A 19,595-nucleotide genomic window follows, 5' to 3' on the forward strand; every position below is an offset into this window, starting at 1 on the left:
TCTCCTCCCTTTTCTATTTTTTGAATTCAGCCCGAATCGATTTGAGATACGCTTTATCTTCCAAACTCATCAACTTCATCCCGATCGCAAACACCTTCCCGTCGGGGGTCTTCAGTTCCACCAGATTTTTCCCCTTGGGGTTCTTGAACAGCCGAACAAAAGAGCCATCCGCCGCCTGCGGTTTTCCCTCCGCCCAACGGCGAACTTCATACGTTCCAGCGTGTGCCGCCTCGGACACCGGAGCCGGCTTCAACTTAGCGGTCGGTTTTTCCTCCGGCTGCGCGTGAGCGTCTGCCGGTTTCTTCGCGAACTTCGCTTTATTCTTATCCCCTTTCCGCGCGACATCTTTCCAGTAGGGAGCGACGCGGTGCCATCCATAGGTAAAGAATTCAGGATTGCGGCTGAACTCAAACAGGTCGCGCGCAATTTGTTCCACACGCGGATCCGCGTTTTTCGAACGCGTAATCAGCGAAACAGGCCCCAGCAGGCCGGACGGCTTGAGCGGATCGTCTTTGGCATAATAGCGACAGGTGGTGAAGGTTTTGCGTCCCGGTTGCGGACGGGGTTTATCCTGCACAAACCAGTCAGGAAGCGTGCCCAAAACCCCGTTGGAAGGGAACCCGATATCGTCCGGATACTGCTCGTCACCGATAAAGCGGTTGCCCCACAGGTTGGTAACCCGGATTTCGAGTTCGTTTTCACCCGATTCCAGCGCATCGGTCATGTCGAGCAGGAACGGCGGCTTCCATTCCGTCGCGAGTTCTTTGCCGTTTACAAGCACCGTCGCGATCACTTCGACCAGCCCCAGATCGAGCCAGAGCTCTTCGCCCTTATCTTTGTTCACATCAATCGTCTTTTTGTAGATGCCCGTACCGGAGAAGTAGCGCAGCAGCTCGTCGTCGCTCTCGTTCCACGGATAGAGCGTTTCAAATTGACGCGCTTTCGGCGCGGCCACCCCGTCGAACGAAACTATCCAGTTCTTATCGAGCGATACGCTTTTTTCCGGCGCGATGTTGGTTTTCAGGGTTTTTCCGTCCGCCGTTTTGATTTCCAGCGCCCCGCCCTCTTTGAAGAATTTCCGGCTGTCGACGAGCGGGTTAATCCGTTTCGCGGTGGAAATCACTTCGGTTCCGTTCAGAGAAACCTGCGTAACCGGTGCCGATTCCGATTTTCCGCGGAAAACCACAAAGACCGAACCCGCCGGATCGAGCACCATCGGGATAATCGTGCGTCCGTCTTTTTCCTCGTACACGGGGCATTTTTCGATACGGCCACTGCCGGGATACCAGAACTCCGGCTGTTTGCCCGTAATGCGGAAACTAAGCAGGGCCGAGCTTGGTTTTTCCAGCGAGCTTGCCACAAAATAGATATCCGCATCCGACGTTTTGCGGTGAATGTACGTGAGCGGAAGTTTGGCGCGATACGAAGATTTTTCCTCTGTTCCGTCTTCCATATCCACGATCACGTCGGGTTCAACCCCCAGCTTTTTAAGCACGTCGAACGGCTCAAGCCAGTAGAGTTTTCCTTTGCCATACGAAACTTCCGTCACCCCTTTCCCATTCAGGTCCTGCCAGATCTCCGCGACCAGTTTCTGCACCTCGTTTTCACTCGCCGGATAGTTGACCAGCCCGCGCGAAGTGGTCGGTTTGCTCGAAACCACAATCTGCGCGCCATCCGCCAGGAGCTTTTGGATTTTCCTGAGCAGCTCAACCGAGATCTCGTTCATTCGCGGCAGGTTCAGCAGGTGATATTTCATCCCCGACGGCGCAAGGATCATTCCATCCTCAACACTCAACTGATTCCGCACCAGCTTGGCACTGACCAAATCAAAGTCATAGCCCTGCGGCAGGTTGGGCCGCGTACTGCCCTCCAGCCCCGGAACCACTTCCGGCGTCATAAAGAGTGCTTCGCCCTGGAACAGGCCCTGTTCCAGCATGTACTGACAACGCGTCTGATAGTTCTGCCACTCAACGCCCTGTTCCCACCACGTATTGTGGCGGCTGTACTGCGAACCCCAATATTTGAAGACCATGCCGGGTTTGTGAATCGGCTTGTCGTCCCACGGCTGAATCGGCGAACAGTGGAAACCCAGCTGAGTTAAACCGGCGGTATAGGCATAATCCGCCACCCACTTATAGGTCCACGGATAATGCACCCACGCCGCATCAAACCGACCCGCCGGAAACGCCTCCGATGTCACTTTTCTTCCGCCCAGCACATGGGCGGGCGAAGCGGCCCACTTGGATTCATTATACGCCCGGAAATGGCTGCCCCGGTTCCAGAAGGTGGCGCATGGATGACTCAACGCCTCGATGATTTCCATCCCGTCAAACGACGCGCGCGAAAACGGCTCCGAGCCGAACCCCATATTGTATTCTGCGCACAGCTCAGCCAGGTACCCGAAGAAGTTGTCGTGCACGCAGTCGCCCATCGTGCGACGGAAGTCGTACAGGAAACGCTCCGAAACTTCGACGCTTTCAACTATGCGTCCCGTCAAAACCGGCAGGAAAGGATAGAGGCTGTATCCGCGCCGCTTTTCAAATTCCGCCGCCAGCACCGGCGACCAGTTCTGTCCGTCCGCCTCCCAACTATCAACCGCCAAGTAGGTGAGGTTTTCGCCCGGCTTCACGCCGTCCTGTTCCAAAATCGGTTTGATTAAGCTGTCGAAATGCAATTTGACCGCTTCGCGGCTGAATTTATCCGCCTCCAGCCCGCGCGTCTTTTCGCTGCCCGGTCGGGTGCAGGCGCCCGTGCTGGCAGAACCCATCCGCAGAACCGTCCATTTTCCGGACGGCGCGTTCCAGTTGAGCGTTCCGTTTTCATCCATCTTGTCCGTCAGGTCGATGACCTTGCCCTGCGGAATAATGTCCGCCGCCTTCACGGAGCTCGCCTTTGTTTTCTTCCCTGCGGTTTCATTTTTTTCGTGATGATCCCGCAACCCTTTTTTGACGCCTAAATGCTCGATTTGATCCTTCGCGACCTGCGGAACCGCCAGCACGCGGACGTCGGCGTAGTACCCGACATCTTTCAGCTTTAAGGTTTTGGCGATAATCGGACCATCATCCGGTCGCTCCAGTTCCATTGAAATGTTGCCCGGCCCGGAAACTTCCGTCTCGCTCCAGACCATGTGCTGCATACTCTTTTCGGGCGGAATCCACGGGCCGCCAATCGCACAGAACCCTTCGGTCATATTCATCGAAATCCGAAGATCGAGCCGGCTCGCCTCGCGCAAGGTGTGCCCGAAAATATCGAACCATTCCGGCGAGGCAAACCGGACCGGCCCTTCGGGACCGCCGACGTTGAAAACCTTGGCGCCGCCGAGCCCGACGCGCTTCAAGGATTCCATCTCCTTGGTCATCGCCTCTTTCGAGATCCATCCGTTGCACCATTCCCAGAGCACGATAGATCGATATTTGTCCGGCGGATTTTCAAACCCTTTTTCGAGCGTTGCACCCAACGCAACCGCAGCCGCCAGACTCGCCATTACCCCAACCATCAGTTTTCTTTTTTTCATTACTTTTTCCGTTTACCCTTTTTGCGGTCGCCTTTCCTATCCACTCCTGATACCCGCTTCAGGTGCTGGCGATACCCCGTTTTGTCCGCAAAAGGATAGTCGTCCACTTTAATCAGCTCCGCTTTCAAGCTCGCCGCCATTTTTTCCTGCAGTTCGGCATACTCGGGATTATCCACCAGATTGTTCATTTGATACGGATCGTTTTCGCAATCGAAGAGCAGCTTCCTACCCGCATTCGGTTCTTCGGAATACCAGTAGCGCGCCGTCCGGATGCCGCGATAATCGGGGCCATAGGTTCCATCCACCTGCATGGTCAGCGCGGCGCGATCGATCTCCCTGCCCGGTTCTTTAACGAGTACCGACAGATCGTCGCCCTCAATCGTGTCCGGAATATCAATCCCGGCAAGAGAAAGCAGCGTCGGCAGAATATCCGGCGTATTGATCGGGGTTGAAATTTTCCGCGCGTTCCCTTCGGTCACCTTTGGATAGCTGAGCAGGAACGGAACCCGGATCGCCTCATCATAGGGATGCCGTTTAGCAAAATATTTGATGCCCTGCGAGCCCATCATTTCGCCGTGGTCCGAGGTGAAGACCAGAATGGTGTTATCCGCAATCCCCAGCTCATCCAGCGTCGCGCGCAGATCGCCGACACATTGATCGATGGCGGTGCAGTGCGCATAGTAGCCCTGCAGCTCTTTGCGAAGCTGCGCTTCGGTAAAGTCCTCCGTGAACTGGATGTTCGGGCGCAGCTTCAACGATTCCGGCGGATACGTTTTCTGCAAATCTTTCGGCGAAAGTTTATGCGTATAGTGCGGACCGCCGAAGGAGAGGAAAAAAAGGAATGGTTTATCATCCTTCGCATGCCTGCGGATGAAGGCCTGCGCATCTTTCGTCTGCGCGTACCCGTCATACTTACCCTCCCAAACCTTCACTTCCGGGTCATTATTATCGTAATACTTCGAGTTGGCGTAATTATGGGTGCATTCGAGCACCTTCCAATACTCGTAACCCTGGCGCCGTTCCGGCGGAATGTAGGCCGAGCGGCCGTGCCCGTCGAGATGCCACTTGCCGACGTACGCCGTGTTGTAGCCCGCATCCTTGAAAATTTCGGCCATGCAGTATTCATTCGGATCGAGGTACAGATCGTTTTTATACATCCCGGTCGAAAGCGGGAAACGGCCGGTTTGCAACGCGGCGCGGTACGGCGTACAGACCGCGCAGACCGAAACCGCCGTTTCAAAATTAAGTCCCTCCTTCGCGAGCGTATCGAGATTCGGCGTGCGGACATTCGGGTCGCCCGCATACCCCGTCGCCTGCGCCCGCCACTGATCCGTCAGGATAAATAAAACATTGGGGCAACGTGACGTTGCATCCACAGAGGAGCGTGACGCTCCCGCCGAAGAAGCTGCCGCTAAAAAAAGCGATGCCAGCACACCCCATGTTGATTTCGGCAAACAGATCATACTTCGTTTCCTCATAAACCCTCTCCGAAGTGGTACGGATCGCAAAATATCATTTCTTAACAGCATTATAAAAAAACCTCCCCGCCTGCACGGGGAGGCCTTCATGACATAAGCGATCTGCAGGCTAGTCCGTGACCTTGTAGAACGCGTTGGCGGCGGGCGGAGCCGTATCGGTCAACGTTTCGGTGTCCGAAGTAGCGGCAATGCTGGCCACTTCGTTGGTGAACGACGGGGCAGCCGTCAGGTCGGTTTCACGCCACAGATAGTAGGTCGTGCCGGAAGACAATCCGCTGACTACGACTTCGAACTCCCCGGAACCGTTCATGGTACCGCTTTCGATGACCAAAGGATCGCCTGAACTGCCTTCGGCCGACAGCGTGGTGTTGGTTCCGTCATAGGACGCCATCGCGGTGGCTCCGCCGGAGCCGGTAATATACCCGTCGCTGATCATGCCGTTCAGCTCGGTCGTCCGGTCGGCGTTGACGATCAGTTCCGCGCCCTCGGAGATATCGATGGTGCAGCTTCCATCCGACAGCAGGTCGATATCCGCGGCCGTAACGGTTCCGGCCATCAGGTCAACATGCCCGGTTCCACCGTTGGTCAACACCAGTGTGCCGTCGACGTCCAGGGTTCCGCCCAGCATGGCAAACTCGGTATCGCCTTCCACCGCAAGATAAAGATCACTGCCCACCGTCATCGTGCCAAAGTTGGTGATGGAGGTGAATGCGGTGGCCTGCTCGGACAGGGTCATGTCATGTGCAACCGAGAATGTTCCACTCGCGGCATTATGAACCATCGTCGTTCCGGCTACGGAGGCGAAATAGCCATAAGGATCGGAGCGGGATACGTTTAACCACCCTTCGTTGGAGATGACACTCAGTGAATCCGCCTGCATCGCCGTCTTCAAAATACCGGCCTGAATATACCCGTCCGCTTTGTTCTGGATGGTTTGCGTTTCATTCTTCATCTGCAACCCGCCGGTTGAGCCGGCCCGGAAGTAGCCCTCGTTGATCAGGGTTGCCTCTGCACTACCGTCGATTCTTCCCATTTCGACAGATCCAGAAAAAATATTCGTCGCGCCAGCCGCATTGTAGACCGTGAGCTCGCCGCCGTTAGCATCATACCCCATAAAAAATGCTTTGGTGGTAGTGAGCGTACCCCGGTTCGTAAATGTACCGGCATCAAACTTCAGATTCCACCCTAGATCGAGCAACCCGTTCATGGTGTTTTCGAAGGAAAATCCGTCGCCAAATCCTGAGGTGGACTTGGCGCTCGAACTTGCGAGAGTCGAAATCGTTCCATCGTTCACAACCGTTCCGCCGCTGATATCAAAATCAACTTTCGCGGTCATGGTTCCGCTGTTGTTCACCACGGTATTGGCACCGATATTGATATTGTTCGAAACACTCTGCATCAAGCCCGAGTTGTTGATGGTGGCCTGTCCGTTGCCCATTGTTTCGATATCGCCAACGACGTTTACATCGCCGAGATTCTCCAACAAGGCAACCGAGTTGACTCCGTCCGCCAGCGTCAGATCAGTCGTCACATCGACCACCCCGGTGACGTCATTCGTAAACAGGGCCGTAGAGGCCAGGATATTGGTCACGCCGCCGTCCACAGCCTCGACCTCGGCCGCCGACGCCAGATTGATGGCATTGGCTGTAAACTGACCGGCGTTGTACACAAGATTCGAAGCCAAAGCCAGGTTCAGCGTAGTTCCGATCGTATTGGTTCCGTAATTGATCAACTTCGTTGGATCGCCAATCTCAGAATAACCCGTTTGTTTAATGGATCCGTTCATCACTATATCCGCCGTCGTTGTAAGCGTTCCGTCGGACGTCGTCGTCAAGTTTCCGGGCACTGAATATTTTCCGAGATCAATATCGTTTGCCACCGCCAAACCGGCGGCATCAATCTCAACCGAATCACCATAGGTAATAATTACCTGATCATCCGATTCAGGAAGTTTTCCGTAATTGGTCCAGCTACCGTCGGGCTTGTATTGCCAGTTCAGGGTATTGGTCCAAAGGTTATCCGTCCCGGGATCTACATCATAATAGCGCACCAGCTCAGCCGATGCGGTTGCAGCACAGAAGAGTACTGCGAATCCGAACCATGTAATTTGTTTCTTCATTTCTATTCTCCTTTTCTTGTTAGGTCTTCTGTTTCAACCAAAAAACGATTCCCGGACTACTTGCGTATGCGGCGCCCAATGAGCAGCACTGCTCCACTTAAAAGAATAAGACCGAGCGTCGCCGGTTCCGGAATGACATAGAGCTTGGTGTGATCACCATCGAAGGTCACCGCCAGCTCACCGTCCAGATCGGTGCCGTCATACTCAAACACGCCCAGCGCAATGGCATCGGTCCAGTCATCGTAGACATCGCCATCCACCCAGATTTCGCCGCCGCTCATCAGCACGGAATAGTTGGCGTAGACGTTTTCGTCTTCGAGATTCATGGCCAGGGCCCCGAGGTCGAGGAGCCCGCTGTTCAGATCGATGAGCCCGCTTCCGCCATTGGTCATGACCAGCGCCCCGCCAAGCGTCAAGGTTCCGGCGTCCATGACCAGCTCGGTTTTGCCCAGCAGCGCGAGAGAAAGATCGCCGCCCACCGACATCGTGCCCGAGTTGGTGATGGAGGTGAATGCGGTGGACTGCTCGGACAGGGTCATATCATGCCTAACCGTAAATGTTCCGCTAGCGGCATTATGAACCAGCGTCGTTCCGGCTACGGAGGTGAAATAGCCGAAAGGATCGCCGCGGGTTACAAGGATTTCCCCTTCGTTGGAGATGATGCTCACCGAATCCGCCTGCATCGCCGTCTTCAAAATACCGGCCTGAATATACCCGTCCGCTTTGTTCTGGATGGTTTGCGTTCCATGATTCAACTGCATCCCGGATGTCGCGCCGGCGAGAATATCACCCTCATTGATCAAGGTTGCCGTTGCGGAACCGGCTTTATTTCCCATTATCAGGGAACCACCGGGGTCAATCGTCGCGTCTTTCGCGTTGTAGACCGTAAGCTCGCCGCCCGAAGCGGTAGCCCCAATATAAATCGATTTACCCATAGTGACCATTCCGCGGTTCGTAAACGTACCGGCATCGAGGTTCAGCTGCCACCCCAGATCGAGCACCCCGTTCGTTGTGTTTTCGAAGGCAAACCCGTTGTCAAACACAGATGCGGGCTTGGTCGCTGAGCCTTCAACAGTCGAAATGGTTCCATCATTCACAACCCTTCCGCCGCTGAGGTTAAAATCAATCTGCGCCGTCATGGTTCCGCTGTTGTTCACCACCGTGTCGGCACCGATATTGATATTGTTAGCGGTACTCTCCATCAAGCCGGAGTTGTTGATGGTGACCGACCCGTTGCCCATCGTTTCGATATTGCCGGTAACCAGGTTGGTTCCGGCGTTCACGAACGTGACCGAAGAGCCCGCGCCGTTGCCGAACTGCTGCGCGCCCGCCACATTGATGACGCCGGTCGCCGTGTTGGTAAAGAAGGTGGTTCCGTTTGCGCCTGCGCCCAAGTACATATTTGCGGCATCGAGCGTGCCTTCGTTGGTGATGCGGCTTGTGCCGATGTGGGTTTCAAAACCCGCGCCGACATTCATATCGCCCTGGTTGAGCATGGTAACCGCTGCGCCTGCCCCTTCGCTGAGCTTCATCGCGCCCGTCGTGGTTACGGTTCCGTCCGCCGTGTTGGCAAAGAAAGTGGTTCCGTTTGCGCCTGCGCCCAAGTACATATTTGCCGCATCGAGCGTGCCTTCGTTGGTGATGCGGCTGGTGCCGATACTCGTCTCAACGTCGCCACCGACGTTCATGTCGCCCTGGTTCTGCAACACAGCAACTGAATTATCTCCACTGGCCATCGTAAAATTAGCCGTCACATCGACCACCCCGGTGACGTCATTCGTAAACAGAGCTGTGGATGCCATCATAGTGCCACCGCCAACATCGGTCTCGGCCGCAGTCGCCAGCGAGATGGCATTGGCTGAAAACTGACCGGCGTTGTACACACGATTCGAACCCGAAGCCAGATTCAGTATGGTTCTGATCGTATTGGTTCCGTAATTGATCAACTTCGTTGGATCGCCAATCTCAGAATTACCCGTCTTTTTGATGGATCCGTTCATCATTATATCCGCCGTCGTTGTAAGCGTTCCGTCGGACGTCGTCGTCAAGCTTCCGTGCACTCCATATTTTCCGAGATCGATTTCGTTTGCCACCGCCAAACCGGCGGCATCAATCTCAACCGAATCACCAAAGGAAATAATTACCTGATCATCCGATTCAGGAAGCTGTGCGTAATTGGTCCAGCTGCTGTCGGGCTTGTATTGCCAGTTCAGGGTATTGGTCCAAAGGATATCCGTCCCGGGATCTGCATCATAATAGCGCACCTGCTCAGCGGACGCGCCGAGGGTTAAGCCGATCAATACGGCGGCCATAACTGCGACTCTTTTTTTCATGATGCCTCGCTTTCTGCCTTGATCAGGATAACCACAACGACTCAGCGTCGCGCCCTATGATTAAAAATTACTTCTACCACTATCTTTTGCCATTGTCAAATCCCAATCTGCAATATGTTTAGATGGTCACGTCTGGCGATGTGATCAGGGTTCAAGGCGCACCTGAACTTGATAAAACCCGACCGGGAGATTGGTATTGGAGGAGGTGTCGAAAAATTCGGATTGGGCAACCAGATTGGAGGCCACCGGCATAAATCCGCTCAGCAGATTCGTCGTCCAGAGGACATCATAAACCCGGGCGGGTTTAGCCTCCCAGCTCAGGCTGCGGGATCCGGTGCGGATAATCTCAAACGGCTCGGCGGAGACCGGGCTGATTCCCGCGACCGGAAACTTTTCCCCTAAATATGACGACCATTAGACTCGGTCTCAAAATTTCCGCCAACCCGCATAAATATGCGTGGTGTTTCGGCTATTGCATCTCTTCAGACCCTCCAAATAACCCGGTAATTCCGTCTTGCTAATTGGCGCTTTTACCGCAAATATGCCAACTATGTTTACAAGATTACTAAAAATGCCTAAGGGATCGTTCTTCCTTCTGGGGCCTCGCGCCACAGGGAAATCGACCTGGATTGAGCAAAATTTTCCGGATGCAACCACCTATGACCTGCTGAACTCAAAAGATTTTCTGCGGTTCACGCGTGATCCTTCGGTACTTTTCCAGGAAACGGAATTTCTCCCGGAAACCTCATGGGTGGTCATCGATGAAATCCAGAAAGTCCCCGCCCTGCTTGATGAGGTCCACCGACTCATTGAAAAACGAAAACTGCGCTTTGTCCTTTCGGGATCAAGTGCACGAAAACTCCGCCACGGTGGAAGCAACCTTCTTGCCGGGAGAGCGGCGATCAAACAGTTTTTTCCGCTCACCAGCGCGGAAATGAATTTTGACTTCGATCCCGAGTCCATCTTTCAATACGGCTCGCTGCCTCTTTCGGTTACGGGAGACGACCCCGAGGAATATTTAAGCGCCTATGCAGATGCCTACCTTCGGGAGGAAATACAAGCCGAAGCATTGACCCGAAACATTGGCGGGTTCAGCCGCTTCCTTGAAATAGCGGCTCGGCAAAATGCCCAACTGACCAACCTGTCGGGAATTTCACGAGACGCCGCGGTTCCGCGTCAAACAGTTGCCAACTACTTTGAAATCCTGAACGACACCCTGCTGGGCCATTGGCTTACCCCGTGGAAACTTAAACGGGCAACCAAGCAGGTGGCCCATTCAAAATTCTATCTGTTCGACTGCGGCATTGCGCGGGCGCTTTCGGGACGCCTTCCATACCCCCCGACACAGGAAGAAAAAGGCGCACTGCTCGAAACCTTTATTCTCAACGAAGTCAGGGCATTCTTTGCATACAACAACATCCGCTATCCGCTCCATTTCTGGAGAAACTACGACGGCACAGAGGTCGACCTTCTTTGCGAAACCAGGAACGGATTTACAGCGATTGAAATCAAAGCATCCGAATCGTGGGAACGGCGCTACTCCAGAGGGCTTGTACGGATTCAAAACGAACTGTCTCCCGCCAATGCAGTGCTGCACGGGGTCTATTGCGGAAGCCGTCCGGCAAAACTCGGCTCGGTTCATGTGCACCCGGTTATGGATTTCCTGAAAAAACTATGGGCCGGGGAAATCTTCGAATAGTTGCTGCAAAACAACGATGGTTCTTAAAAAAAGCTCCAATGCCTGGAAGAATTCGATACGGCACGACTTACCGATTTCCGGTAACCCGCATAAATATGCGTGGCGTTTCGCCTTTGAAAAGGCATGTTGTTCCGCCTTTAGGCGGCTATTCAGCAGTGCCTCTCAACCAAACCGCCTAAAGGCGGAACAACGTGCCTTTAAAGCCCGCGGTACTGTTCAAGCCAATATCCATATCGAGACGCCCTGCCTCTTCGCAGGCGAACACCATCATTTCGAACCACTCCTCCGAGGCGAACCGAACCGAGCCTTCAGGGTTCAAGGCGCACCTGAACTTGATAAAACCCGGACGGGAGATTGGTATTGGAGGAGGTGTCGGAAAATTCGGATTCGGCAACCAGATTGGAGGCCACCGGCATAAATCCGCTCAGCAGATTCGTCGTCCAGAGGACATCATAAACCCGGGCGGGTTTGGCATCCCAGCTCAGGCTGCGGGATCCGGTGCGGATAATCTCAAACGGTTCGGCCGAAACGGGGCTGATTCCGGCAATATAGGTTTCCAGATAGGTCCAGCCGGGATTGCCCGACATGGCATGGGCATCATTACCGGTGATCAAACCGAAATATTGTTGTTCCCACCAGTCGGGCATTCCATTGCCGTCAATGTCGGGCGCATCGAATGCCAGCTCATGGTTCCGGATGTCGATATCGTCGACGAACACCGAATCCGGGTTATCGTTGGAGAACTGCACCTGCTCAATGTCCGCGGAACCGGCAGACAACGGCAGGCCGGCGGCAACGGTCGTTCCGTCCATGCTGAGATTCCAGCTCATGGAATCATAATCACAATAGACGTCGAAGCGCGTCCAAACCTGGGTGGCCACCGGCACCTCCAACTCAACCGGAACCGTGTTGCTGTAGACGGCCAGCATCAGGTTGGTGCTCACAAAAAAGGCAACGCCGGCGTTTTCGGCAGCGACCACCGGGTTGACTTCCGGTGCGCCGGTAACGAATACCTGAAAGCGGGTCCAAAGGGCGGACTCATGGTTTGTCAGGGAATGCGAAACCGCCCCATTCTGAACCTGAAGTGCCTGCGAACCATTGAACACCTCGTTGGTCTGCACAGAGCCCAATCCGTGTTCCACTGTCCAGCTGTTCTGTCCAGCAATGGAACCGACGGTCACATTCTCAAACGATTCCTCCAGCAACACCGATGCACAGGTGCACATGACAGACAGATATAAGAAACCACAAACCGTCTTTTTCATCATTAAAGCTTCCATTTCGCTAATTCCACGGATCAAGAATTGCAGACTACGCCCACAAACAACAGCATCATATTATTTTTTGTAATATAAAACAGCATGCACCTTGACACAACTGATAATGAATGTTTTTTTTGTAACAGATGTCGCCCCCCTCTCTTCAGATGGGGGCCATCAATCTGGACACGGAAACGTTCATTAAATCAGATTTAAACCGGGGAGATTATAGATGAGGCGATTAAATATTGTGAGTATAGCCACGAAAAGGCACAAGAAGCACAAAGACCTGGGCTATTGTGTTTTCGTGTTTCTTGTGCCTCTTTGTGGCCATAAATCCGTTCCATGGAATTCGCAATATTTAACTTCCGGAGCAATAGAATGACTGGATTCTTTTTTGCTTTTTTGTTTTTTATCGGTCCCGCCCAGGCACCGGAGAGCCCGGTATATGATGTGACGGCATACGGGGCAGTGGCCAACGACGGACTGAGCGACACGGCAGCGGTTCAGGCGGCGTTAAGCGCAGCGACGTCCGCGGGAGGCGGAACGGTGTATCTTCCGGCAGGAACCTATGAGGTCGATAGCCTGAATATCGGCAGCAACACGGAAATGATCGGAGACCGGGCCGGCGCCACGGTCCTGAAACGGGAACCGGGAACCGACCAGCCGTTGTTGGTGGCCGGCGCGGTCAGCAACATTACCGTCCGCGCCATCGCCTTCAACGCCAATAAAGCCCAGACATCGGGTACCCCCCAGTGCCTGCGTTTTATCGATACGGAAGATTTTCTGGTGGCCGATTGCGTGCTGCACGATTCCACCGGCCACACGCTCTATTGCAACGGAACAACCAACGGCACCATCAGGAATTGTGAGTTTTATGATGGCACCGCGGCCTCCGTCTACATGGTCGCCTGCGATAACATACAGGTTGCCGGATGTTTTTCCCGCACCAGTGGCGAACACGGCTATCAATTCAAAAACTGCGGGAATGTTAAATTTTCCGCCGCACATGCCACGGAAAACAACGGGTCCGGTTTCTTTATAGACAGTTGTGACGACGTCGTGCTGGAAGGCTGTCTGGCTCAAAGCAATACGAACAGCGGGTTCCGGGTTTATTCCACCGCCCTGCTGAACCAAAACATTACGTTTAACGGATGCGTTGCCCGGCTTAACGACACCGGGTTCTCCATCACCGACGCCCGGCATTTTGATCTGGCCGGTTGCATGGCCAATGAAAACGGAACCGGGATGGCCCTGGTGGATAACCTGCAACTATGCAGCGACTTTTCACTCACTGGGTGCCATATGGTCGGCAACCAGAAAGAAGGCATTACCCTGCTGGGCGCGACCGCCGGCAAAATCGAAGGATGCCTCATCAATAACAATTCCCAATCACAGACCAACGCCTACGACGGAATCCACATGGCCGACGGCGGGGGACAAACCTGCAGCAGCATCCGGATTGCCGGATGCTCCCTGATCGATTCCCAGCCTGTCCCGACCCAAAGGCGGGGCATCACAACGACCGGCGGCAGCGATGAAATGACCATTCTCTACAACGACGTTGCCGGCAACAGCAGCACCCCGGCCATCCAGCTGGAAGGCACCAACAACACCGCGACCTTGAACATTACCCTCTGAATGAATGGCCTGAAACGTAAAGAAGCAAGCGTATGAAGATAAAAAAAACAGTTCTGACCAGTGCGATGGCGGCTTTTGCTATGCTGACCCAGGCGAGTGTCGTAATCAACCTGAAAACAGGCTCCGCTTCGGCAAACACACCATCCCAGACCCATACGCTCACTAATCTGGGCGGCACGGTTACGTTGGATGGCAGCCCGGTTCTCGGTGCGGTCGATGGAACCGAAAACGCCTTCAGCACCAATTCCGCGTCGGGCAGCATCCGGATTGAATATCTGGCGGTTGACGCGACGTTCAGCCCAGACCAGTGGAATGGAGGCAACCTGACGGGTGAATTTTCGACGGATGGAACTGCAAAATTCCACTACAAGGACTCGGGTTTAGGCGTTAATGGTGTGGGCGACTCGAACCTTTTAATAAACGCAGGGCAGGCGATTATGATTAAGTTCGACCTGGGTTCACTTAATCTTGCTGAAAATACAGCGCTGGTACTGACGCAGGTAAAGGCCGATACAGGCGTTGCCTACTGGAAGCGAACCGATGTTGCTGTCGGAACGACTGGTGCAGGGGAAACGTTCACGCCGGGAGTGCATCAAACGATCACGGATGGAGACCTCTTTGCCGTGGTTCATTCCGGGACGGATACGCGCCTGGAGCAGATCGGAATGGATATTATTCCCATCCCGGAGCCATCGACGGTATACAACATTGAAGACTACGGCGCCGACGGCACGGACCAGCTTGACGATACGGCCGCTATTCAGATGGCAGTGAATGCGGCCGGAGCGGCCGGCGGCGGTGTGATACGCATTCCTGCCGGAACCTTCTATGCGCATCGTGTCACTTTGACCGATAATATTACGGTTCGCGGCGATGACCGCGCGACCTCCATCCTGTCGCTGCCAACCAACATTACGATATCACCGAGCTGGATCCTCCAGACACCTGATGGGAGCCGCCAGAAAAACATCACCCTCTCCGACCTCACGATGTATGGCAATCAGGATCACTATGCCGCCGTTAACGATGTGGATCCGGTCATGAGGGCAACCCGGCTTCATAGTATCGACAACCTGCTGGTTGAGCGCTGCACGGTTGAAGATTTTCGGACGGCCCTGCTGATCATGAGCTGTTCGTATGTGACGGTGCGCGACTGCCTTGGTATTGATAACCACAGCCTGGCCTACAGTTTTTACTCCTGCGATCAGGTGGTTATGGAAAATACCATCGCGGACTACTGTGGCGCGCAGGGTTACGGTTTTTGGAATCTGAACAGCCTTACCCTGCTCAACTGCGAAGCCCGTCGATGCCGATGGAGGGAAGAGTTCCACGGCAAAACGTCCGGATCCTACACCTTTGATGGTTCCAAGCAGGTTAAAGTGATCAACTGCCTTGCCGAAGACAGTTATGCCGGCGGTTGGTGGGCGCTTTCCACCGTAGATACACACACATCCAACGGCCTTCCGCCCGTAGACATCGCGTTTTACAACTGCATTGCCCGCAACAACGCCGGTTCCGGCATCTCCATGAGAGTTGCCGACCGAACCACGATTGAAAACTGCATGGTCACCAACAACGGGACCTTCGGCATCGAGTTCTTGAAAACGCACGACGATAACGAGGCCGGAATGAAGCTGGAAAACTTTACCATCAGCAACAGCCTGATTGCCGATAACGGTGAAGAAGGCATTCTTCTGCACGGAGTCAAATACGGCACGATTCATAACTGCGACATTCTCAACAACTCCAGCTCGCAGCCGGGAGGATTTGATGGAATCCGCATGAAAGGAAAAGTGACGGACTACGATCGGACAACGAAACGAGTGATCGTTGCGGAATGCACCATTTCAGGCGCAAATCAAAACTATGCGGTGAGAACAATCGAAGAAACTGACCATGTGCACGTTCTGGGCTGCGATGTCCGCAACAATACCCAATCTCCAGCCGTCAGCCTGACCGGAACCCACTCGGGAACCGGAGACCTCATCGAATAGCGTTTCCCGCTATCCCCCAAACAGACATACGCGGGGCAGGCGGGACGCCTGCGATACAAATAACTGTACCGCAGGCGTCCCGCCTGCTCCACGCAGAGCAACCCATGCTCTGCAGCCCTTCTTCAAATCATGTAAATCCTGTTAAAAACTCGCTACTCCACGACCTTGATGGTCACCGGGCCGAGCAGGCCGGAGGGCTGTAGCGGGGAGTCGGCTTTCCAGGGATTGTAAAGCGAGAAAGTATAGCGCTTATCGGAGCGCGGAACGCTTCCGTCCAGCCATGCGGGCAGGCGTTTTGCGGTTCCCTTTGCGTGTCGTTCCACGCCATCGGGATCAAATTTCATATCACCAATCAGCCGGTTCACCCAGAGGTTGACCACTTCGATTTCGACTACGTTTTTGCCTGGCTTCGGCTCAATTTCGATCTGCCACGGCGCACACCAGACCGTGCCGAGCTTTTTGCCGTTGAGCGTCACATTCGCCAGATTCTTAACCGTGCCCAGATCCAGGAAATATTTCCGACCTTTCTCGGCCGACGGCATCGTAAAACTTTTCGTATAGGTCGCCCGGCCCGAATAATATTTGATGCCGTCGTCGGCATTCTTCGACCAGTCGGTCAGCATCGGGAAGGTGGTTTTCGCCGGCCCGCCCCACGCAGGATCAAAGCTGACTTCCCACGCACCTTCGAGCGTTTTCATCGTTTCGAGCGTCTGAATATTCGTGCCCGTTGCCGGTTTTTCCTGGTTCGCGAAAAAGATAAAGCCCGACTGGCGCGGCGCAAATTCGAGGTTCAAACTGACGCGGCCATCCGACTTCTTAAACTCAGGCAGCATTCGGGCCTTTCCGGTAACTGCATCAAACCACTGCGGCGAAGTTCCGTCGGTGCGGAACGAGAATTCGGTCGTTACGTTTTCATCGGTTCCGTTCACCACAAAGAACAGATCACCTTCGGGCAATCGACGTTGAATCCATTTCCAATGGCCCCGACTTGTTCCATGGTCATCCAGATGGACACCGGTCAAAACCGGACTGATGACCGCAGGCTCCATCTTCTCTTTAACCAGCACCTCTGCGAGCGGTTCGCCCCACAGGATTTTGCCTTTCCCATAGGTATGTGCTGTCGCCTTAACGCCGTCACAGTCGCCCCAGATCTCATCCGCCATTTTCCGGATAGTGGCATCGGCCTGGGGCTGTTTGCGCAAACTCGGCGAAAGCTTCGGTTTTGGCGCCATCACGATTGCCCCCGCCTTAACGAGTTCGCCAATGCGTTTGACGAGCTGCGGCGTCATCGCATCCGACTCGTTCGGAACCACCAGCATCTTATACGCAATACCGTCCGGCGTTGTGAGCATTCCATCTTTGACGGTGATGCGGGTAAGCAGCACGTCCAGATCGCCAAAATCACAATCGTATCCACGCGGCAATGAATAGATCGAATCCGAATGCAGTTTTGTGAAGCTGTAGTTTTTAGGCGAACCTTCCCCATAGAAGAAGAGCACATCGCCAACAAAGCGCCCCTGCTGGAGCAGATAACTCGTCCGCGCTAGATACGTGCTGAAGGCGGGCATTTCCGGCCACCATGTATGACCGCGGTTAAAATGGGTTCCCGCCTGCCCGAGCGTAAGCCCCGGCTTTATGTCATCCCCATACGGCTGCGCGGTGTAGACGTGATATCCAACATGATTAATTCCGGCAGAAAAGAAACTGTCGCCCCACGGTTTCAGATCCCAAAACGCGGTACTGAAATCAGTTCCCTTGGTTGTCGAGGTCACGGTAAACGCCTCGGTGGTAATCACTTTTTTCCCATACAGGTGCGCAGGGCTGCTCGCCATTTTTGTGTAATAATATCCGCCGTTTTCGACCATCGTCAAATCGGCGGTTTTGGCGGCTGAAATCACATTCAACGTTCCGTTATCACCATACGCCTCCAATGAACTTTTCTTGCCTGCGGCATGACATAAATCACGGAAATGCCCGAAATAGTTTTCCGTCACCATGTCGCAAACCGTCGTGCGTAAGTCCCACAGGAACCGTTCAGAATCCAGGTCGGAATCCACCCCCCGGCCAATCATCACGGGCAGATACGGCGTAATGTCGTACCCGTTCCGCTTCTCGAACTCTTCGGGCATTTTCGGCGTCCAGTTCTGCGAGCCCGCTTCATAACTGTCGATATGAACCGTATCGAACCGGCCGCGTGTTTCGGGATCGTCGAGCCACGGCTGAATTGCCTGCGCCCAATGGGCGTCGAGCGATGCTGCACTGAGCTTATCATTTTCCAGCCCTTCCGCCCCACACCCTGCCGGACGAACCTCCGAGCCCGTCGGTGTGTAGCCGAAACGCAGTACCGTCCAGTTGCCGGGCGGAACCTTCCAATCGAGTTCGCCGTCGGCATTCATCTTGGAGGACAGGTTAATGATGCTCTCTTTTTTGATGATGTCCGATGCAGGTGCCGGGTTTTCATAATGCTCAATCTCAGAAAACTCCATTAGGTGCCGGAATGAGAAAAAGGATTTGGAGGTCCAGTTTCCGATACGATATGCCGCACTGAGCCTCAGCTCATCGAGCGGCAAATCGCGTTCGCCCGACAATACGACGCGCCAGTATTTGGCGGGCTTGGCCGTAAAGTTAAAATCAAGCGGCGTGTAGCCTTGAAGTGCAAACGGATGAACCGTTTCCCACGCTGTGCCGTCGTCCGAGCGTTGCAGCTCGCCGGTCGCCAGCATATCCGAAATCCACGGCGTACTGAACGCAGGGTAGAGACGGAATGAACGTGCGGCAAAGGGTTTCTCATAGGTCAGTGTAATGTGGCGCTTTTTTTCCAACGCCGCCGGCAGCATCGCAAGGTCGGCTCGGGTTTGCTTAAAGTCATAGCAGTAGCTGCTGAACCCGATGGACGGAACCGGATCGTTCGAAAGTTTGGTCGGATCAAAACCGGACACGTCCGAAGTAATGACCGGAACGGGCTCATCGATTTCGCTTTTCGGAGTCGGGAAAGCGACGACGGCGATTTCGCGGTAAAAGTCGAAACCGTGGCGCGGCATCGGCAACTTGCCTTGGAAACGTGTTCCTCCTTTGAGTTTGAGCTCACTCCACGTCACGCGCTGCATCGCCAGTTCCGGCGTGATGGCGGGACCGCCCGTCGATGACCACCCCTCCATCGAGTTATAAAGGTTGACGCTCATCCCCAGCTCGTCCGCTTTTTTGAGCGCCTGCTTCATCAGCTTGCGCCATTCGGGACTCAGCACCCTTACGGGCTGCAACGCGGTACTGGGCTGTGTGAAAAAGTGAGCAACATTGAATAGCCTCACCTCCTGAATCCCCGCCTCTTTCATCGCCTCCAAGTCGGCATCAATGCCTTCAGCCGTTACGCGCCCGTTCAACCAATACCAGAAAACACCCGGCGCACATTCGGCAGGCGGCTGTTCAAATTTCTCAACCAACGACTCGCCGGCAAACCCATTCGCGGCCAAACCCAGCACCAACATCCATTTCAATACGTTCTTCATCTAACAACCTTTCCAAACCCTGGAAGCAGGCGGGACGCCTGCGATACAATCC

The 19,595-nt window shown here is 54.3% G+C and carries 9 protein-coding genes; 3 read left to right on the plus strand and 6 right to left on the minus strand.

The features are described 5' to 3' along the window. Nucleotides 1–13: 13 nt before the first annotated feature. The 4 genes from E9954_RS10860 to E9954_RS10875 form a co-directional block, all read right to left on the minus strand. Nucleotides 14–3,514: a glycosyl hydrolase gene (locus E9954_RS10860; protein ID WP_136079190.1), complete on the minus strand. Its 3,501-nt coding sequence runs from the start codon at nt 3,512–3,514 to the stop codon at nt 14–16. Further along, a complete protein-coding gene (locus E9954_RS10865; RefSeq protein ID WP_168442164.1) occupies nt 3,514–4,992 on the minus strand; it encodes a sulfatase family protein in 1,479 nt (492 codons plus the stop codon). The genes E9954_RS10860 and E9954_RS10865 overlap by 1 nt, the downstream gene beginning before the upstream one ends. Nucleotides 4,993–5,101: 109 nt before the next feature. Continuing rightward, nucleotides 5,102–7,111: an autotransporter outer membrane beta-barrel domain-containing protein gene (locus tag E9954_RS10870; RefSeq protein ID WP_136079192.1), complete on the minus strand. Its 2,010-nt coding sequence runs from the start codon at nt 7,109–7,111 to the stop codon at nt 5,102–5,104. Between the two features lie 56 nt (nt 7,112–7,167). Next, a complete protein-coding gene (locus E9954_RS10875; RefSeq protein WP_136079193.1) occupies nt 7,168–9,444 on the minus strand; it encodes a PEP-CTERM sorting domain-containing protein in 2,277 nt (758 codons plus the stop codon). 571 nt (nt 9,445–10,015) lie between these two features. Here E9954_RS10875 and E9954_RS10880 point away from each other — a divergent pair. Beyond that, nucleotides 10,016–11,143: an ATP-binding protein gene (locus E9954_RS10880; RefSeq protein WP_168442165.1), complete on the plus strand. Its 1,128-nt coding sequence runs from the start codon at nt 10,016–10,018 to the stop codon at nt 11,141–11,143. A 308-nt stretch (nt 11,144–11,451) separates the two neighbouring features. Here the strand turns inward: E9954_RS10880 and E9954_RS10885 are convergent, their stop codons facing one another. Continuing rightward, on the minus strand, nt 11,452–12,411 hold the full coding sequence (locus E9954_RS10885) for a hypothetical protein (RefSeq protein WP_136079195.1): 960 nt from the start codon (nt 12,409–12,411) through the stop codon (nt 11,452–11,454). 372 nt (nt 12,412–12,783) lie between these two features. On the opposite strand from E9954_RS10885, the gene E9954_RS10890 reads away from it, so the two are divergent. Together E9954_RS10890 and E9954_RS10895 are read left to right on the plus strand one after the other, a co-directional pair. Next, the gene (locus tag E9954_RS10890) at nt 12,784–14,043 is read left to right on the plus strand and encodes a right-handed parallel beta-helix repeat-containing protein (RefSeq protein ID WP_168442166.1); all 1,260 of its coding nucleotides are present in this window, start codon (nt 12,784–12,786) and stop codon (nt 14,041–14,043) included. 32 nt (nt 14,044–14,075) lie between these two features. After that, on the plus strand, nt 14,076–16,037 hold the full coding sequence (locus tag E9954_RS10895) for a right-handed parallel beta-helix repeat-containing protein (protein ID WP_136079197.1): 1,962 nt from the start codon (nt 14,076–14,078) through the stop codon (nt 16,035–16,037). A gap of 152 nt (nt 16,038–16,189) precedes the next feature. Here E9954_RS10895 and E9954_RS10900 read toward each other — a convergent pair whose 3' ends face one another. After that, entirely contained in the window at nt 16,190–19,543 is a 3,354-nt protein-coding gene (locus tag E9954_RS10900) for a glycosyl hydrolase (RefSeq protein ID WP_136079198.1), read from the minus strand. Between the last annotated feature and the right edge of the window lie 52 nt (nt 19,544–19,595).

Origin of the sequence: Pontiella desulfatans, from assembly GCF_900890425.1 — a bacterium.
In the GTDB taxonomy this organism is placed as follows: Bacteria; Verrucomicrobiota; Kiritimatiellia; order Kiritimatiellales; family Pontiellaceae; genus Pontiella; species Pontiella desulfatans.